17 protein-coding genes are annotated in these 17,798 nt (G+C 67.8%); 8 read left to right on the top strand and 9 right to left on the bottom strand.

From position 1 onward, the window contains the following. Window positions 1-68 precede the first annotated feature (68 nt). Window positions 69-731 carry a class I SAM-dependent methyltransferase gene (locus ID574_RS30310; protein WP_188192409.1) on the top strand — a complete coding sequence of 221 codons (663 nt, stop codon included), beginning with the start codon at window positions 69-71 and terminating at the stop codon, window positions 729-731. A 37-nt stretch (window positions 732-768) separates the two neighbouring features. Next, window positions 769-1,371: an NUDIX domain-containing protein gene (locus tag ID574_RS30315; RefSeq protein ID WP_188192410.1), complete on the top strand. Its 603-nt coding sequence runs from the start codon at window positions 769-771 to the stop codon at window positions 1,369-1,371. 130 nt (window positions 1,372-1,501) lie between these two features. Here ID574_RS30315 and ID574_RS30320 read toward each other — a convergent pair whose 3' ends face one another. The 9 genes from ID574_RS30320 to ID574_RS30360 all read right to left on the bottom strand — a co-directional run bounded on the left by ID574_RS30320 (window position 1,502) and on the right by ID574_RS30360 (window position 11,382). After that, the gene (locus ID574_RS30320; protein ID WP_188192411.1) at window positions 1,502-4,249 is read right to left on the bottom strand and encodes a CDP-glycerol glycerophosphotransferase family protein; all 2,748 of its coding nucleotides are present in this window, start codon (window positions 4,247-4,249) and stop codon (window positions 1,502-1,504) included. A 208-nt stretch (window positions 4,250-4,457) separates the two neighbouring features. Beyond that, a complete protein-coding gene (locus ID574_RS30325) occupies window positions 4,458-4,793 on the bottom strand; it encodes an MGMT family protein (protein WP_188192412.1) in 336 nt (111 codons plus the stop codon). Beyond that, window positions 4,781-5,140, bottom strand: coding sequence for a hypothetical protein (locus tag ID574_RS30330; RefSeq protein WP_188192413.1), 360 nt, complete (start codon window positions 5,138-5,140; stop codon window positions 4,781-4,783). Before ID574_RS30330 ends, ID574_RS30325 begins: the two co-directional genes overlap by 13 nt. Window positions 5,141-5,163: 23 nt before the next feature. Then, window positions 5,164-6,321, bottom strand: coding sequence for a S8 family serine peptidase (locus ID574_RS30335; RefSeq protein WP_188192414.1), 1,158 nt, complete (start codon window positions 6,319-6,321; stop codon window positions 5,164-5,166). Continuing rightward, window positions 6,315-7,217 carry a hypothetical protein gene (locus tag ID574_RS30340; RefSeq protein WP_223167225.1) on the bottom strand — a complete coding sequence of 301 codons (903 nt, stop codon included), beginning with the start codon at window positions 7,215-7,217 and terminating at the stop codon, window positions 6,315-6,317. Before ID574_RS30340 ends, ID574_RS30335 begins: the two co-directional genes overlap by 7 nt. Before the next feature lie 56 nt (window positions 7,218-7,273). Then, entirely contained in the window at window positions 7,274-8,509 is a 1,236-nt protein-coding gene (locus ID574_RS30345; RefSeq protein WP_336245566.1) for a S8 family serine peptidase, read from the bottom strand. Continuing rightward, entirely contained in the window at window positions 8,503-9,219 is a 717-nt protein-coding gene (locus ID574_RS30350) for a hypothetical protein (protein WP_223167226.1), read from the bottom strand. The genes ID574_RS30345 and ID574_RS30350 overlap by 7 nt, the downstream gene beginning before the upstream one ends. Window positions 9,220-9,257: 38 nt before the next feature. Then, entirely contained in the window at window positions 9,258-10,439 is a 1,182-nt protein-coding gene (moeZ, locus tag ID574_RS30355; protein ID WP_188192416.1) for an adenylyltransferase/sulfurtransferase MoeZ, read from the bottom strand. 43 nt (window positions 10,440-10,482) lie between these two features. Beyond that, window positions 10,483-11,382, bottom strand: a complete 900-nt coding sequence (locus ID574_RS30360) for an alpha/beta fold hydrolase (protein ID WP_188192417.1) — start codon at window positions 11,380-11,382, stop codon at window positions 10,483-10,485. 125 nt (window positions 11,383-11,507) lie between these two features. Between ID574_RS30360 and ID574_RS30365 the strand changes: the two genes are divergently transcribed. From ID574_RS30365 to ID574_RS30390, 6 genes are all read left to right on the top strand, one after another. Beyond that, on the top strand, window positions 11,508-12,116 hold the full coding sequence (locus tag ID574_RS30365) for a hypothetical protein (protein ID WP_188192418.1): 609 nt from the start codon (window positions 11,508-11,510) through the stop codon (window positions 12,114-12,116). Window positions 12,117-12,514: 398 nt separating this feature from the next. After that, complete coding sequence (locus tag ID574_RS30370) at window positions 12,515-12,838, top strand: hypothetical protein (RefSeq protein ID WP_188192419.1); 324 nt, start codon at window positions 12,515-12,517, stop codon at window positions 12,836-12,838. 336 nt (window positions 12,839-13,174) lie between these two features. Next, window positions 13,175-14,089 (top strand): helix-turn-helix transcriptional regulator, encoded by a 915-nt coding sequence (locus ID574_RS30375; protein WP_223167227.1) that lies wholly within the window; start codon window positions 13,175-13,177, stop codon window positions 14,087-14,089. 540 nt (window positions 14,090-14,629) lie between these two features. Continuing rightward, window positions 14,630-14,995 (top strand): hypothetical protein, encoded by a 366-nt coding sequence (locus ID574_RS30380; protein ID WP_188192420.1) that lies wholly within the window; start codon window positions 14,630-14,632, stop codon window positions 14,993-14,995. Window positions 14,996-15,507: 512 nt separating this feature from the next. After that, entirely contained in the window at window positions 15,508-15,954 is a 447-nt protein-coding gene (locus ID574_RS30385) for a hypothetical protein (protein WP_188192421.1), read from the top strand. Window positions 15,955-16,620: 666 nt separating this feature from the next. Continuing rightward, entirely contained in the window at window positions 16,621-16,947 is a 327-nt protein-coding gene (locus ID574_RS30390; protein WP_188192422.1) for a hypothetical protein, read from the top strand. Window positions 16,948-17,798: the final 851 nt, after the last annotated feature.

Here is a 17,798-nt window from a genome sequence, read left to right on the forward strand (position 1 = left end):
CGCGCGGCCACTTCCGGACAAAGCACGATATATCTTGACTGTGGCGTGACGCGATATATCGTGTTCGTATGGCCAAGACTGACAAGGGATACAAGGGCATCGGCATGGAAGGCGCGATCGCGCGCTGGTACGCCGCGAGCAACGGCAAGTCCCCGGACCGCTGGGAGGAGCAGGTCGCCGTGGTCCGGGAGCATGCCGCGAAAGGCAGCACGATCCTGGAGGTGGCCCCAGGGCCCGGCTACCTGTCCATCGCGCTCGCCAGGACCGGCGACTACACGGTCACGGGGCTCGACATCAGCGAGACCTTCGTCCAGATCGCGCGCGCCAAGGCCGCCGAGGCGGGAGCCGCGGTGGACTTCCGGCTCGGGAACGCCTCGGCGATGCCGTTCGAGGACGAGAGCTTCGACTTCGTCGTCTGCTGCGCCGCCTTCAAGAACTTCTCCGACCCCGTCGGCGCGCTGCGCGAGATGCACCGGGTGCTGCGGCCGGGTGGCGGCGCGCTCATCGTCGACCTGCGGCGGGACGTGACCAAGCAGGCCGTCGAGGACGACGTCGCACGGATGGGGATGGGCGGGCTCTCCAAGCTGTTCACCAAGTTCGCGCTGCGGTCGTTCCTGCCGCGGCGGGCGTACACGAAGGGCGATTTCGAGGCGTTCATCGCGCAGACCTCCTTCCGTGTGTACGACATCCGGCTGTCGCCGCTCGCCCTGGAGGTCGACCTGCGTAAGTGAGGTGCGCACGGAGCGTGCCGGCTTGTAACTTGGAGTCATGCGCTGGGAGGTCCACTCCGAGAAGACCCTGTACGCCGATGCGTGGCTGGACGTCCGGGTGGCGGATGTGGAACTGCCGGACGGGCGGCACCTGGATCACCGGCTCATCCGCACGGCGCCCGGTGCGGGGGCCGTCGTCACCGACGGGCGCGACCGGGTCCTGTTGATCCGGCGGCACCGCTTCATCACCGACAGCTGGGGCTGGGAGATCCCGATGGGAGGGGTCGAGGAAGGCGAGATGCCTCAGGCGGCCGCGGCGCGGGAGGTGGAGGAGGAGACCGGCTGGCGTCCCGGGCCCCTGCGCCCGCTCCTCGCCGTCCAGCCGTCCAACGGGATCTCGGACAGCCTCCATTACGTGTATCGCGGGGAGTCGGCCACGTACATCGGGCCGCCATCGGATGGGTGGGAGGCTGAGCAGGTCGAATGGCTCCCGTTGTCCGGGATCCGCCGGTTGGTGGACGACGGGGAGATCGTCTGCGGCACGACGCTGTCGGCGCTGCTGCATGTGCTGCTCGATCGTCAGCTGGAGGCCGACAGCACCACGCCGTTCGATCCCACCCGCCAGATCCTCCTCCGCGACATCCCAGGCCTCGAACTCTGACCACGGGGCCGGTCAAGAAGGCGCTCCGTCACGACGAGCAACCCGTGGGCCTTCACGACCGGCCATGACAGACGGCAACCCCCTACGGCGCGTGCGGTGACCTTGGGCGACCGTAAAATATGGGCCTTTCTCAAGAGAACAGCTGATCCACAACGCGAGCCGTAGCCTTCCCATCGTCGCGCGGGGCGAAGGTGGCGCGGAAGGCGTCGTAGCGGTCGGCGTGGGCGGCCGCGACCGAGTCGATCGAGCGGAGTGCGTCGATCACCTCGGCCGACGTCGACAGCACCGGGCCCGGCGCCTGCTCGGCCAGATCAAAGTACAGACCTCGCTTCGACGAGTATTTCGCCAGGTCGTAGCCGTAGATCACGATCGGGCGGCCGGTGCAGGCGAAGTCGAACATGACCGACGAGTAGTCCGTCACCAGGACGTCGGTGACCAGCAGCAGGTCGGCCATGTCGGGATAAGTGGTGACGTCGTGGGCGATGTCGGGAACGGCCGGGATTGCCTGCATGGGGTGGGCGCGGACCAGGATCTCGTGATCGGCGCCCAGCGCCTCCCGCGCCTTGGCCAGGTCCAGCTTCACCATGGCGTTCTTGCGGTCGTAGTCGCGCCACGTCGGCGCGTACAGGACCACCCGCTTGCCCTCCGCCAGCCCGAGCCGCTCGCGCACCGCGGCCGCCAGCTCGTCGCGGTCCGGCGAGTTGAGCACGTCGTTGCGGGGCAGCCCGCTCTCCAGGATCTCGCCCTTGTAGCCGAACGCCTTGCGCAGCACCGGCGTCGCCCACGGCGACTGCGACAGCAGCAGGTCCCAGCCGCGCACCTCGGCCGCCTGGCGGTGCCAGATCGGCGGCTTGGGGTCGCGGTTCATGTGGGGCTGGTCGTTGCCGATGTGCTTGGCCGGGGTGCCGTGCCAGGTCTGCAGCACCGTCTGGTCCTCGCGGGCGCGGAACCAGGTGGGCAGGAACGAGTTCGTGACGATGTAGCGGGACCTGGCCAGCGCGGCGTGGTGCTCGCGGCTGCCGGCGCGCACGACGGTCGCCGGGCCGGGCGGCACGAAGGCGCCGTCCTTGACGATCCAGATGTGCTCGCGGTCGTCGCCCCGCCGCAGCCGCTCCTCGTAGATGGAGCGGACGCTGTCGGCGTAGAGCCGCCCGTCGTTGACGACGTAGACGGTGGCGTCCGTGAGCGGCTCGGTGCGCTGGGCCGGGTAGAAGACTCGGCGCAGGACGTGGGTGCCCGCGACGCCGCGCTCGTCCGCCGGGCGGGCCTCCTCGACCGTCACGACCGGTACGTCGAACCGAGTGGAGATCATCCGGTAGGTGCGGCCCTCGAACGTCCGCGGATCCTCGTCCAGCCCCGGCAGGGCGGCGTGGTCCATGCGCAGCGGGACGATCTCACCGGACGGGTGGCGGAGCGACATGTTCCAGGTGCCCGACGCGAGCGGCACCGGCTCGCCGAAGCGGTCCATGGACGCGGGCTCGACGCGTACGGAGAAGTCCTCGCCGGAGCGCTCCATCGGAAGCTGGTAGGACAGCCCGGAGCGGTGGCGCAGCGTGAGGTTGCGGGGGCCCGGCGCGTCCGGGTAGTGGCCGCGCAGGAGGAGCGAGGAGCCCTCCCAGACCGCCGAAGTGATCACCGGACGGATGCGGTGGGCCGAGACCACGACGCGGTCGCGGCGGTCGCCCAGCACGGTGATCTCGCGGTCGCCCACGACCGTGCGGGTCTCCACGAGGTCGGCCAGCATGACCGAGGCCGCCGGGTCGCCCTTGGGCTCGACCCAGAGCCGCCGCCCGTCCTTCTCCTGCAGCAGGGCGGGCACGGCGAGGCCGACCACGACCTCGGTGCCGCCGCCCGCGGGCGTGAAGTCGGCGGCGATGCGGTGGCCGCCCAGCCTGGCGTGGCCCTTGGTGACCGTGCGGCCGGGCAGGAAGATCTTTAGCTCGAGGCGCTCGCCGTCGAGGGTCACGCCGGTCAGCTCGGCCCGGTTGGGCTGGAGCACGACCTGCAGCGCGCGGTCGGACGTCCAGACCGGCCGGACCCACCAGCCGGGCTTGAGCTTGAGCCCGGCCGGACGCTCGGGACGGCCGAGCGAGGAGCCGCGCAGCAGGCCGGTGGCCCGCGCGCCACGGCTCCAGAACACGATCTCAGCCCGCCACGTCGTGGTGTCGGGCACCGACGGCCGGTGCCGCATGCGGCGGCGCACGGCGGAGACCACGCCGCGCACGGCGCCGCGCCAGCGCAGCGGCCACGGGCTCAGCTCGGCGGTGAAGCCGGACCAGTCGTAGTTGCAGCCGGGCTCGCGCGCCCCGTGGGTGGCCTCGGGCTCGTAGACCCGGCGCGTGCGCATGCGGATGGGCGGCAGCCAGCGCGGCCCGCGCAGCACCACGGTCGCCCAGTTGAATCTGCGGCTGCGGACCGACAGGCCCGCGAGGTAGGCGAAGCCGGTGACGCGCAGCTTGCCGTCGACCCAGGTGATGTCGTCGATGTGGGTCACCGGCACCAGGTCGGCGCGCCGCAGGCGATAGAGGCCGGACGGCAGCTCGTCCTGGAAGGGCAGGTCGGCGTACCAGCGCAGGCCCTTGCGGATGCGCTTGGACGGCTCCGCCGCCGCGGCCACGACCTTGGCGAGCGTCTCGCCCTCGACGAGCTCGTCGTCGGGACGGTTTTCGATCAGGTGGCAGAGGACGCGCCGGGCGACCGGCAGGTCGCGCTTGACGCTGGGGTCCACGCCCGCGAGGTAGGGCCGGACGAGCGCGAGCATCTCGCGCCGCCGCGCGGGACCGCGTTTGACCGCGAGCTCCATCCGGCCCCCGAGGGGACCGCTGAGCAACTCCGTGTCGAACGCCGCGTCGCGTCCGCCGGGGCCGACCGCTCGCATGACCGCTTCTAGAGGCTCACCACGATCACAGAGATCCTGGACAGCCTTGAGGCGGTCGGCGAGCGAATCACCGCCCTGGCTCTGGGCTGGAACGCCGGTGGCCATAAGGGAGGCACCGCCTTTCGGGCCGCCATCAGTGTTCTGCCCATGGTAATGGGAGTCACATGGCACAGAATCGCCCGTTCGGCGAAAGTGCAGGTCAGATGGGTTACTGAAAATCCGCTGAAGATCGTTCATGTTCCGCCGGGCGTCCGTCCCAGCGGGCCAGGCGCATGTCGACGCGCTCACCGCGCAGCGGAGTGTCCTCCTCGCGCCAGTGCGCCAGGCACTCTCGCAGGTGGTCGGGGGCGGCGCCGCTGCCGTCCGCGTGGACCACGCGCCACCAGGGCACGCCGCCGCCCCACGTGGACATCACCTTGCCGACCTGGCGCGGGCCGCCTTCGCCGAGGTATTCGGCGATGTCCCCGTACGCCATGACCTTGCCGGGCGGGATGCGCTCGACGAGGTCGAGCACCTTCTCGGCGAAAGGGTTCAGGGGGTCCATGCCGCCGGGCCCACGTCGAGGATCTCGTCGAGCTTGCCGATCTCGATCACGCCGTCGCCTGCCTCGACCTCGATGACGCCGTCGCGCAGCGTGTACACCTCGCCGTCCTCGCCCACGAGCCGGCCGCCGAGCGCGGCGGACAACCTCAGCAGTTGCGCGACCTGCCAGTCGGAGCCGGGCTCGCCCACCAGCAGGCCGTCCCAGCGTGCCACCGGGTGCACGCAGCCCCCGTGGCCGGTCACGATCTCGTCAGATCCGCGCAGCTCGAAACCGGCCGGCGCGATGGCCCTCGCCAACTCCGCGAGGGCGAGCGGCGACTCACGCACCACCCGCAGCTCGTATCCCATGACGGGGGACCATAGCGGATCTCTCACTCTTTGCGTTGATTGAGCACGACGATGGCGCCGCAGAACGTGACGAGCGCCACCAGCACCCCGCCCCCGTACAACCACATGCGCAGCGGATCGGGGCCGGGACGCGACGGCACGGGCGAGTCCTCGCCCTGGCCGAAGTGCGCCTTGCCGGGTACGGGAGCGGCGCGCTGCACGCCGGTCAGCCGCTCGGCGGCGTTGAGCGCGGCGGCGGCGTCGACCACCCCGAAGCCGGTCTGGTCGTCGTATCCGGTGGCGGGCCGGCCGCGGGCGCTGGCCGCGAGCGCCTGGCCGACCTGCTCGGGCGGCAGGTTCGGGTAGCGGGACTTGATGAGCGCGGCCACGCCGGCCACGAGGGCGGCCGCCGAGCTGGTGCCCTCCGACAGCTCGTAGCCGCTTTTGAGCTTGACCACGGGCACGCCCACGCCGGGCGCGGCCACCAACACCGACAGGTTGTCGCTGCTGAACGCGGCCCGCCTGCCCTGCTTGTCGGTGGCGGCCACGCCGATGACCCCGGGGTAGCCGGCCGGGAAGCTCCAGTACGAGGTCCGGTTCTCCTTGGCGTAGTCGGTCAGGCCGTCGTTGCCGACGGCGGCGACCAGCACGACGCCCTTGCCCAGCGCGTACGACACCGCCTCCCGCTCCGACTTGTCCGGCCCGTACGAGCCGATCGACATGCTGACGACCTTGGCGCCGTGGTTGGCCGCGTACCGCAGGGCGCGGGCCAGCGGGCTCTCCGAGGCTGTCTCCTGGTCCTCCATGGGAGGGATGGCGCCGGCCACGGGGGTGTCGTCGGTGGCCATGGGCAGCGACAGGATGCGGGCCTCCGGCGCGACGCCGATCAGCCCCTCGTCCTCGCCCGACCCCGCGATCAGGCCCGCCATGGCGGTGCCGTGCTTGCCGGGCGGCACGTCGCGGGTGATCGTGCCCGAGGTCATGTCCGGACCCGTGCTCACGCGTCCCTTCAGTTCCTTGACCCCGGTGTCCACGCCGCTGTCGACGACGGCGACGGTGACGCCCGCGCCCTTGGTCAGCGTCCACGCCTGCTCGACGTTGAGCGCGTCGAGCACCCACTGCTGCTGCTCCCGCACCGGGTCGGCGCTCGTGCCCGTGAAGAAGAGCAGCGCGGCCGCGAGCGCGCGCACGGCGGTCAGCACACGTTCCCCTGAGTGCAGGGCGGCACCTTCGGGGGGTCCGCGAGGAAGTAGGCGATCTGGTTGCCGATCGACTTGGCGGCCGGCCAGAGCTCCGGGTGGAGGATCTCCTCGGGCGGGATCGAGGCCCTGGTGCGCCCGTCGGCGTAGCCCGCCGTCGAGAAGACGATGTACGGCCCCGCGCCCACCCAGCTCGTACGCTGCCGCTGGTCGGGCCCGAAGCGCTCGCTCACCGTGCCGGGGAAGGCCACGGGCAGCACGCCCACGCGGTCGTCCTGGGTGAGCTCCTCGGTCGCCGACACCCTGGACGCCTCGTCCTTGAGCACCGCCACGCCGACCGTGAAGACGAACGACGCCGTCTGGTCGATGTACGTTGCCCGCAGCATGGTGACGCACCCGTGGTTATCCAGCACGCCGGCCACGGAGGCGTCCACGCCCTTGCCGCATTCGGTCTCGGGGGCGATGCCGACGCGCCTGGCGTACTGCTGGGCCCGGTCGAGCCCGAAGTATTTGACCTCTTCGGGGAAGACTCCCGTCGCCGGCCACGCCTGCCAGCGCCTGGCGATCTCCTCCTGTTTGTACTTGTTCTGCTCCGCCGGGGTCAGCGGGCGCGACCGGGTCTCGTTGAGCAGCCCGATGGTGCCGAGCAGCACGACGGCGGCCGACATGGCGACGATGACGCCGAGCAGCGCCACGAAGACGCGCCGGTAACGCATGCCCTGCCGGAGCGCCTCCAGCTCGGCACGCTGCATGACGGCGGCCGAGTGCCTGCGGGAGCCCGCGGCCGGCCAGCTGCGCACCCGGGATCGGCGGCCGGTGGCGGTGCCGAGCGGGTTTCTCCGGTCCGGCGTGGCTTCTCCGGCGCGCGGCAGCCCTGCGGTTGACCTACGTGCCTTCACCACCGCCTCGTTCCCAAATTCGCATTGTGTCTATTTCGTCCCCCTAAGAGGGCAGATCATGCGTCTTGCGCGCTGTGCGCCCGGCGTACGCGCCTGACCAGGATGAATATGACGCTCAGGGACGCGATCGCGCCCGCGGCGGCCGCCGCGGCGATGGCCGCGTAGGCCGTGACGCGCTCGTCGTCCCTGACGATGACCTTGATCGGGCCGGCCCGCCCGCCGGCCAGCGGCTTGGCGGGATCCTGGACGTCGGGGCCCGTGGCGGTCTCGGTGTGCCCGGCCAGCCGGTCGGCCTCGGCCAGGGCCCTGGCGGCGTTCACGACGCCGAAGCCGGTGGCCGTGTCGTAACCGCCCGGCGGGCGGTCCGTGGCGCTGGCGGTCAGGGCCTGCGCGAGGACCGGAGGCGACATGCCTGGATATTTCGCCTTTATGAGGGCAGCGACGCCGGACACGAGCGCGGTCGCCTGCGAGGTCCCCCTCCCCACCCAGTACTCGTCGCCCGGACCCGCGCCCATGATGTCCACGCCGGGCGCGGCCACCTGGACGGAGGAGTTCCAGTTGGAGAACGTGGCCCGCCGCAGCCGCCGGTCCGTCGCCCCCACGGAGACGACCCCGGGGAACGCGGCCGGGTAGGAGTAGGGCGCGAAATCGCCGTCGACCTTCCGGTCGCCGTCGTTGCCGGCGGCGGCCACGAGCACGACGCCCTTGGAGATCGCGTAGCGGATGGCCGCCCGCTCCTCCCTGGTCGCCAGCTCTTTGGAGATCGACATGTTGATCACGTCTGCTCCCTCGTCCACTGCGTATCTGATGCCCCGGGCCACCACGTCCTCGAAGCGCTCGGCCGAGTTGAACTCCCGGAAGCCCGGCTCCTCGTCCTCAAGGATGACCCTTACTGACAGTACGTCCGCTTCGGGCGCGACGCCGATGATCCCCTGTTTTCCTTCGCGGCCGTGCCCGTGCCCCGCGATCAACGAGGCCATGTACGTGCCGTGCAACCTGCTGGGAGGCACTCCCGGCGGGTTCGCGCCCTCGGTGAAATCCTTGCCGACCCGCACCGAGCCCACCAGGTCGCGATGGTGCGGGTCGACGCCGGAGTCGAGCACCGCCACGGTCACCCCGGCGCCCTTGCTGACCCGCCACGCCTGCGTCAGCCGCAGCGTCTTGATCACCTGCTCCTGGCCGCCGCGTACGTCGTCGGCCTGCGCGGGCGGGGCCGTGAACAGCAACGCCCCCGCCGTCGCCACCGCCATCGCGCGTCTCAGCACCACGGCCGAGGTGCCCTGGGTCAGCACTGCCATTCCTCGGCGGCGCAATCGGGCATCTTCGGCATGCTCAGCTCGGTCAGAACGTGCTCGGATATCTCCGCGGCGAAGGCGAAGATGCTCGGCCGCGGCTCGCCGACCGCGCTCCCCGGCCGCCCGTCCACCTCGCCGGCCGTGGTCAGCACGAGGTACGGGCCCGCCTGGCGTACCGATCCGGTCTGGCGGACGGAAGGGGTGAAGCGGTAGGCGATCGTGTCGCGGAAGGCCAGCGGCCGAAGCCCGGGCACGGGCTTGCCGTTGTCGGCGAAGCCGGACTTGGCGCGTGCGGCACGCAGCTCGTCGGGCAAAGCCGCCACGCCGATGGTGACGAGCACGCCGCGCAGCGCGTCGGTGTAGGTGGCGCGCAGCAGGGCACGGCAGCCGGCCTTGCGCAGCGCCCTGGCCGCCCTGGCGTCCACGGAGTCGCAGGAGATGTGCGGCGAGATGCCGATCCTGGTGGCGCGTTCCTGCCCGCCCTGCTCGGCGGAGTACGGCAATGTGGCGGGGAAGATACGTCCCGCCGGCCAGGTGCGCCAGCGCTCGGCGACCTCCCGCTTGGCCGCGGCGTTCAGCTCGGCGGTGCTCGGGCCGCGGGTGAGCTCCGTGCCCGCCGCGCTCCCGGCCACCCCGGCGGCCACCGCGCAGATCAGCGTCAGCACGGAGGCCACCACCAGGGTCGGCCAGGGGCGGGCGGAGTTCACGCCATCGACCTTAACCGGGGCGTCCCGGCGGAAACCCCTTAATAGCTGGGCAAGCTCGGGTCGACGGTCTTGACCCAGCTCAGCACGCCGCCGCCGACGTGGACGGCGTCGGAGAACCCGGCGTTCTTGACGACGGCGAGGGCCTCCGCCGAGCGCGCGCCCGACTTGCAGTGGAGCACGATGCGCTTGTCCTGCGGCAGCTTCTCCAGGGCCGAGCCGTTGAGGAACTCACCCTTCGGGATCAGCGTGGCGCCGGGGATCGAGACGATCTCGTACTCGTTCGGCTCGCGGACGTCGACGAGGAAGATGTTGTCGCCGCGGTCCTGCATCTCCTTGAGCTCCAGCGCGGTGATCGTGGAGCCGCTGGCGGCCTCGGCGGCCTCGTCGGAGATCGCGCCGCAGAAGGCCTCGTAGTCCTCGAGCAGCTCGGTGACCGTGGGGTTCTTGCCGCACAGCACGCACTCGGGGTCCTTGCGGACCTTGACGTCGCGGTACTTCATCTCCAGGGCGTCGTAGATCATCAGCCGGCCGACCAGCGGGTCGCCGATGCCGGTCAGCAGCTTGATGGCCTCGTTGACCTGGATGGAGCCGATCGACGCGCACAGCACGCCGAGCACGCCGCCCTCGGCGCACGACGGCACCATGCCGGGAGGCGGGGGCTCCGGGTAGAGGCAGCGGTAGCAGGGGCCGTGCTCGGCCCAGAAGACGCTCGCCTGGCCGTCGAAGCGGTAGATCGAGCCCCAGACGTACGGCTTGCCGAGCAGCACCGCGGCGTCGTTCACCATGTAGCGGGTGGCGAAGTTGTCGGTGCCGTCGACGATGAGGTCGTAGCCCGAGAAGATCTCCATGACGTTCTCGGTGGTCAGCGCCGTGTTGTGGATGACGACGTCGACGTACGGGTTGATCTCGCGGACCGACGCCGCGGCGCTCTCGGCCTTGAGCCTGCCCACGTCGGACTGGCCGTGGATGATCTGACGCTGCAGGTTGGACTCATCGACCACGTCGAAGTCGATGATGCCGAGGGTGCCGACGCCCGCCGCCGCGAGGTACATCAGCGCGGGCGAGCCCAGGCCCCCGGCGCCCACACACAGCACCTTGGCGTTCTTCAGCCGCTTCTGCCCCGCCATGCCCACATCGGGAATGATCAGGTGGCGCGAGTAGCGGCGCACTTCGTCGACGGTCAGCTCTGCGGCCGGCTCGACCAGCGGTGGCAACGACACTTTCTACGCTCCCGTTTCAGGGGGTCTTATCTCACTGTGAAACCTAGCTGGGCAGTGGGGCATTCCCCAATCGAGTCTCACTGATCAGACGGCGTGCTTCGGCCGCCACGACCTGGGGGATCTCCATCTGCGCCACGTGGCCGGCCGTGGGCAGCAGCACGAGCCTGACTCTGGGGAACGTGCGCAGCGCCTTCGCCGCCATGGCCGGGCGGACGAGGCGGTCGTGCCGGCCGTGCATGATCAGCGTCGGCGCCTGGACCTTGGCCGCCTGGCGCCAGAGGTTGTCGTCGCCGCGGCGGAAGTATTCGGCCACGATGCCCCGGGCCGCGCCGATCATCGCCTGGCCGGCGTACGGGAGGTCGTCGCGCCTGCGGAGCTCGTTGATCGCGTCGCGCAGGCGTACCGGATGGACGGCGTTCACGTCGGCCCAGACCATGGACACGGTGGCGTTGACCCGCTGCTCGGCCGGGACCAGACGCATCCTGCCCGCCACCCACTCGCCCAGCATGGGTATCGCGGCGGCGGCCACGCGGATGGGGCCGTACCTGGGGAGCAGGTCCGGGAGGGCGGGCGAGATGAGAGTGAGCGAGCGGACCAGATCGGGGCGGGTGGCGGCGACCTTGACGGCGATCGCGCCGCCCATGGAATTGCCGAACAGGTGGGCCGGGCCCGTCTCCTCCATCAGGCCGATGACTGCCCTGGCCTGCGCTGCGACCGTGTAGTCGCCGTCGGCCGGCGCTGGTGAGTATCCCGCGCCCGGCAGGTCGAGGGCGTGTCCGGTGACCGTGTCCTTGAGCTCGTCCATGAGGTCGGTCCAGTTGGTGGCCGAGCCGGCCAGTCCATGTACGAACACCGCCTGCTCGGCGGGCCCCTCAGGGGTGGACCTGACGTGCACTGAGCCCAGCATGCGTCCTGGCCAGTGCGGGATCGGCTCTGCTGCCATGCCTCCTCCTAGTCGTTCACTCCCACGCTGCGCGTCGTTAACTCCACGATAGCCATGCCGCAACACCACACAGGAACATTTCGGACATTTCTGGCATATCGTCACATATTCGGGCGACGGGGTACGTGCTCGCGCTCGGCGGCCACCTCGCGCAGAAAACGGACAAATCCGCTCATTTCATTTCATATATGTTTAATGAGAGCAATGAGAGTGTTCGTGTATTGCAAAACGCTTCGACGCCTGTTTGCGACACCTTCGCACCGGACATCAAAGGGGCAGATGACGCATTGTCGCCATCCACGACATTTTCCGAGCATCGAGAAAATGTCAGGAACCAGGGCAATCGATCCTTGGGGGGGAACTCAATGCCCACGTTCAAGACAATCGTCGCAGGGCTGGCAATCAGCACAGCAGCGACCGGTGGCGCCGTCAGCATGGGAGCGCTGACCACATCCTCGGCCGCCAGCGCGACGACCGCCTCCGCCGCCACCTCGGCCGGCTTCCTCGCCGGCTGCCGCAAGAACTGCGGCTGGGGATGGGGCGGCGGATGGAAGAGCGGATGGGGCGGTTGGCGCCACCGCAACCACAGCCACCACAAGCAGAGAATCAAGATCCACATCCACAACAACAACCAGCAGAGCCAGCAGCAGGCTGAGAAGCAGAGCCAGAAGCAGGACCAGGACCAGGACCAGGGCAAATTCCCGTTCAACTTCCTCAACGATGAAGAGGACTGACAGCTCCAGGCAGTGACCCCTGGAGCTGTCAGCAGGAAGGTCCCGAGCGAGCGGTGACGGCCCTGCGAAGACGCCCACCGAGCGCTCGAAGCCACCGGATCACAAGATATGCGCCCTCGGCAATTCGCCGCCGAGGGCGCATTCACGTGTCCGCTCCACCGAGTAGACGAAGCGGCCGCCGCACGAAAGGGGCTAATCACCTCAATCTACGTGACGAACTCCCAATAATAGCAACGATAGTGCTAGTGAGCAGCAAAACATCACGAGGCTCGTTTACTCACCATTAGTGCCCGGAAACAAAAATGAGCACGGATGACGCAATAGCCAGCCATCCACTGCGTTTCCCGCTAATCGGAAAACGTCAAGAACAGGGCAACCGAACCTTTGGGGGGATTCCAATGCCCAAGTTCAAGACCGTCGTCGCAGGCCTCGCTCTCAGCACCGCCATGACCGGCTCCGTCGTCAGCCTGGGTGCGCTGACCACCAAGTCGGCCGCCGGCGCGACGACCTTGTCCGCCGCCACCACCTCCACCGCCTTCGCCCACTGCGGCAAGCACTGCGGGTGGAAGGGATGGATCCGCCACGGTCGCTATCGACTGAAGATCCACATCCATATCCACAACAACAACCAGCAGAGCCAGGATCAGGCTGCCCGTCACGACGAAGAGCAGGATCAGGATCAGGACGAGTTCGCGGGTGGCCCGCTGACCGGCAGCCCTTAGAACGAGCGCATAGTGCGCCGAGTGGTCCAATGTGGGGTCTTGCGACCATATTCCGGGCGACATGAGACCTGCAGCTGAGTGTCTGCGTCCCGCAGTGACATCACCCACTCCGACGAAGCGACGGGCTACGCGGATACGCAGGCACTCTGCTTCAGTCTCAATCGTCGAGAACCCCGTTCCGGCCCGGCGCAAAGGAGGGAAGGCGGCCTCACGGCCCCCCTCAAGTACCGTAAGATCGGCTCTTCCCTCCCGAAACAACCCTCACATATCACGCTGCCGAGCTGGAAGGATCGGCTATTCCTAGGAACACTGTTCCCAGGAAATTTCTCCACGCCGGTGCCACGATCGACGGATATGGACAGCATTAAGGTTGCCTCTGCCAGAGGACCGCTGGCCGATTTCCTCATCGCCCGGCGCGCCGCCGTCACCGCAGCCGAGCATGGCCTGCCCGAGCCGCCGTACCCCCGACGCGTGCCAGGCCTGCGTCGGGAAGAAGTGGCCCAGCTGGCCGGGATCAGCACCGACTACTACACCCGCCTGGAACAGGGCCGGGTGCGCACCGCCTCCCGGTCGGTCCTGAATGCGATCGGCCGCGCGCTCCGCCTGAACGACGATCAGCAACGGCACTTGTATCAGCTGGCCTACCCCCAGACGCTGGAGCAGCCTGGCGAGGCCGATCAGCGCATCACGCCGCAGACGGCCCGGCTGCTGGCCAACCTTGTCGACACTCCCGCCCTGGTGCTCGGCCGCTACCTGGACATCCTGGCCTGGAACCGGCTGGGCACCGCCCTGCTGGGCGACCTGGCCGCCATGAGGCCGGCCCACCGCAATTACGTGCGCATGATCTTCCTTGACGACCACGTCCGATCTCTGCAGGCCGATTGGCGCGACCGCGCGCAAGAGGCGGTCTCCAGCTTGCGCATGGCCGCGGGAGCCTACCCCGATCAGCCTCGGCTGCAAGATCTCGTGGGGGAACTGTCCGTACGGGATGAGGACTTCCGCACCTGGTGGGTCGGCCATCTGGTGACCGTGCACACCTTCGGCCGCAGCCGCCTCCGCCATCCCGTCGTCGGAGAGTTCAGCCTCGATTGGCAGGCCCTGACCAGCATCGACGATCAGGAACAAGCCATTGTGCTGCTCACCGCACCGTACGGCAGTCCTGATCATGACGCGATCAAAAGGCTGGACGCCTGGGCCCGTCGGCAACAACTCCGCCCCAACCATCCCGAGGACTCGCACATCCAATCGTGAGCCAGCCGTTCAGCGGGAGGAAGCATGCATTGCCGCTGCACGGACCAGCACCGCGCACGGCTCTTCCTCAATGGAGTCTGCGGCAAATCGGGCTTTACCATCGCCATGCTCCACATCGACACCGCAGCGCACGACCACCGCCGCGGCGCCCTTCCATCGAGGATCGCCACATCTGCAGCCGATCGCACGGGCGACATCGGCACCAAGCCCACGCCCCGATAATCCAAGGAATCGTACGACTCAACGACAGGCGCTCTCGCCGCATTCGCCGTAGAAGGCGCATTGCGCGCCCCAACAGCGACTCACTTCGCTACATCAGGGGTGCAATACGGACAAACCATGCCAATTCAATTCATAAATGCCTAATAAGAGCAATGATAGCGTTAGAGTAGAGCAAAGCACCACGAAGCCCGTTTACCCGACACTAGCTCTGGAAATAAAAATGCACGGATGGCGCATTAGTCGCCATCCGCGATATTTTCCACGCAGTCCGGAAAATATCGAGAACAGGGGCAACCGAAACCTTTGGGGGGAACTTCAATGCCCAAGTTCAAGACTGCCATCGCGGCTCTCGCAGCCAGCACGGCCATGACCGGCGCCGTTGCCGCGCTGACCACCTCCACGACCGCCAACGCCACGCCGAACGGCACCGTCATCGCCGGAGGCCATGGAGGTTGGGGCTGGGGCCACAAGAACCGCAGCCGCCACCACAACAAGCAGAAGGTCCGCATCTGGATCCACAACAACAACAGCCAGCACCAGAACCAGGCCTTGAGGCAGGACCAGGACCAGGACCAGGACCAGGACCAGCTCCAGGCTAAGGAAAAGGACGAGAAGATCGAGAAGGTCATGAGGCCCGTCAGGCCCGTCACGCCCGTGTACCCGCCGGCCCCGCTCACGCCGTGACCGTCCCTTAGCAGGAAGCGCCCTGGAGGAGCGCGTCGAACGGTCGAGTGGCGCATGCGACCTCATCCCGCTCGTCGTGAACCGCGGCGGAGTGCCTGCGTCCCGCAGCGGCGTCACCCGCTTCACCGAAGCGGTGAGCCGACGCGGAACCCAGGCACTCCGCTTCACCAGCGCCAACCGAGAGAAGCTCGAGGACTCATCTCCACAGGATCCACGTCACCAACATGCGCTCTCGACAGTCCGCTGCCGAGGGTGCATTTATTCATTTCCTGCCGTCATTTCTTCCGCCCATCTGGGAGCAAGACGAAACAAATCCTCCTATTTCGCACAACCCCCAAAGAGGGCGACGATACCGTCAGAGAAATGCAAAACGGCGCGAAGTGCGTTTACGTCACACTACACCCGGAAATAAAAAATGCACGGATGGCGCATTGCTCACCATCCGCAATATTTTCCAGCCAGTCCGGAAAATATTGAGAACAGGGGCAACCGTACCTTTGGGGGGAAATTCAATGCCCAAGTTCAAGACTGCCATCGCGGCTCTCGCGGCCAGCACGGCCATGGCTGGCGCCGCTGTCGCGCTGACCACCTCCTCGCCCGCCAACGCCACGCCGAGCGGCACCTTCATCGCCGGAGGCAACGGAGGTTGGGGCTGGGGCAACGGCGGCCACGGCCGCCACCGCAACAAGCACAAGCAGAAGATCCGCGTCTGGCTCCACAACGACAATCAGGAGCACCAGAACCAGGCCGAGAGGCAGGACCAGGACCAGGACCAGGACCAGGACCAGCTCCAGGCAGCCAAGGAGAAGGACGGCAAGGATGAGGTCGTCGTCGCCGACGCCGTCGACGGCGGCGGCGGCGCCGTTATGGACGACGCCGCGCTCGCCGAACAGCTTCGGATCTGCCTGACCCTTCCGCCCGGGCAGATTCGGCGCTGCGTCGCGGCCCTGGGCGTGTGATCCGCTGAGGGCCGGAACCTCCATCGTCGACACGCCTATCGTGCGCTCGGCCGCGACGTGAGTCTGTCGGCTGGTCGCCTAGAAGTGAGGTCGGACGAGGAACCCATCAGCGTCACCGCCATGGCGCGCTTTCGTCCAGCAGGTGCTCGCGGTTGTTTCTGCCGGCCTCGAGCAAGCGCTCCGCAGGAGCGCATCGAACGGCCAAACGGCGCGACGTCATCCCGAGCGTCGTGAACCGCGGCAGAGTGCCTGGGTCCCGCAGCGGCGTCAGCCGCTTCACCGAAGTGGCGAGCCGGCGCGGAACCCAGGCACTCCGCTTCACGCGGCACCACCCAGAGAGGTGCTTGAGGCCGTTACTCCACAAGCTCCACGTCACCCAACATGCGCTCTCGACGGTCCGCCATCGAGGGCGCATTTACTCATTTCCAGGTCCTGCTTCACCCAACACCGGAAAGCGAGACGTAACCAGTCATCCAGTCCTACAAAACGCTCGCGGAAGGCGATGACAGAGTCGAAATAGCGTAAAGTGCCACGAAGTCCGTTTAATCCAAATCGCCCTGGAAATAAAATGGACAGATGGCACATTAGTCATCATCCGCAATATTTTCCACGCAGTTCGGAAAATATTAAGAACAGGGGCAACCGAAACCTTTGGGGGGAACTTCAATGCCCAAGTTCAAGACCATCGCGGCTCTCGCCGTAATCACCGCCACGGGCGGCGCCTTTTCCGCGCTGACCACCTCCTCGACCGCCAATGCCGCCGCGGCATCCCCGGTCACCTCGATGGCCAACGGCTTCGTGACGGGCCATGGCTGGGGCGACTACAACCGCCACAGGCACAAGGTCAGGATCTGGATCCACAACAACAACACTCAGCACCAGAACCAGCGCACCAAGCAGGACCAGGACCAAGACCAGGACCAGGACCAGAGCAAGTCGCCGCTCGGCAACTTCTTCAATGATGAGGAAGACAAGGAAAAGGAAGAAGACTGATCGTGCAACGCTCGGCGGCAGCATGCTGAGCCGCCGAAAGGCGCGTCATGCCACCGGATCCCGGTCGGCGTGACTCACGGCCGAGGTACCTGTGTCCAGCAGGCGTAACCCGCTCCGACGAGCCGATGAGCCGACACTGACACAGGTACCTCGGCTATCAAAGACACTTCGATCCCCTGATGCCGCGCCACGCAGATCGACACTCCCCCCGGGCCAGACAGCGCCTGACACGCCAGACTGCTTGCCCCTCGGTTAAGGCTTGCTCGGCAGCTCGTCCCGGGCGACGGCATCCCCCGAATTCACGCTGTTGCGCCAGATCAGCGCTCCAACCGCGCGACTCTCTCACGCAGCTCACCGTTCTCCGTCTTCAGCGCGGTGACCCGCCCCGGCAGGATCAGCTCCACACACGACAAGATCCTCCAGACCAGACACTCAACGATCTCACCATGTTCGACCGGGACGGGCACACTCCCCCTCATGACGAGACCACCTCACCCTGGGGGTGCCGTCACTTATCACGCACAGGGCTGAATGTTTACGATGAGATGCAAAGAAGCTGAGACCGAGAGACCACAGCGCGCTCTTGAATATTTGCGATATAAAAGCAGAATCAGCCAATCGCTGGCTTTATCAAATCAAAGCGGGCGGTTTCTCGGCATCGACGATGCCGAGAAACCGCCCACCCTGATGATGATCTCATGGAGTGATGGCAGCCCACGGGGTGCAGTTGCCGGGCGGGGTCACGGCGGCGAGGGGAGGGCCTAGGGTCTGAACAGCGCAGGATGTCTCGTAGATGCCGGCAGCGGTCCGCGCCTTGATCGATATCCGGGCGTCTCCAGCAGGAGCGTTGC

Origin of the sequence: Nonomuraea sp. SYSU D8015 (genome assembly GCF_008065375.1) — a bacterium.
Classification (GTDB): domain Bacteria; phylum Actinomycetota; class Actinomycetes; order Streptosporangiales; family Streptosporangiaceae; genus Nonomuraea.

What these genes read in the sequence shown, in the direction of transcription:
- ID574_RS30310 (WP_188192409.1), top strand. Translation starts at nt 69, where the DNA reads ATGGCCAAGACTGACAAGGGATACAAGGGCATCGGCATGGAAGGCGCG.
- ID574_RS30315 (WP_188192410.1), top strand. Translation starts at nt 769, where the DNA reads ATGCGCTGGGAGGTCCACTCCGAGAAGACCCTGTACGCCGATGCGTGG.
- ID574_RS30320 (WP_188192411.1), bottom strand. Translation starts at nt 4,249, where the DNA reads ATGCGAGCGGTCGGCCCCGGCGGACGCGACGCGGCGTTCGACACGGAG.
- ID574_RS30325 (WP_188192412.1), bottom strand. Translation starts at nt 4,793, where the DNA reads ATGGACCCCCTGAACCCTTTCGCCGAGAAGGTGCTCGACCTCGTCGAG.
- ID574_RS30330 (WP_188192413.1), bottom strand. Translation starts at nt 5,140, where the DNA reads ATGGGATACGAGCTGCGGGTGGTGCGTGAGTCGCCGCTCGCCCTCGCG.
- ID574_RS30360 (WP_188192417.1), bottom strand. Translation starts at nt 11,382, where the DNA reads ATGGCAGCAGAGCCGATCCCGCACTGGCCAGGACGCATGCTGGGCTCA.
- ID574_RS30370 (WP_188192419.1), top strand. Translation starts at nt 12,515, where the DNA reads ATGCCCAAGTTCAAGACCGTCGTCGCAGGCCTCGCTCTCAGCACCGCC.
- ID574_RS30380 (WP_188192420.1), top strand. Translation starts at nt 14,630, where the DNA reads ATGCCCAAGTTCAAGACTGCCATCGCGGCTCTCGCAGCCAGCACGGCC.
- ID574_RS30385 (WP_188192421.1), top strand. Translation starts at nt 15,508, where the DNA reads ATGCCCAAGTTCAAGACTGCCATCGCGGCTCTCGCGGCCAGCACGGCC.
- ID574_RS30390 (WP_188192422.1), top strand. Translation starts at nt 16,621, where the DNA reads ATGCCCAAGTTCAAGACCATCGCGGCTCTCGCCGTAATCACCGCCACG.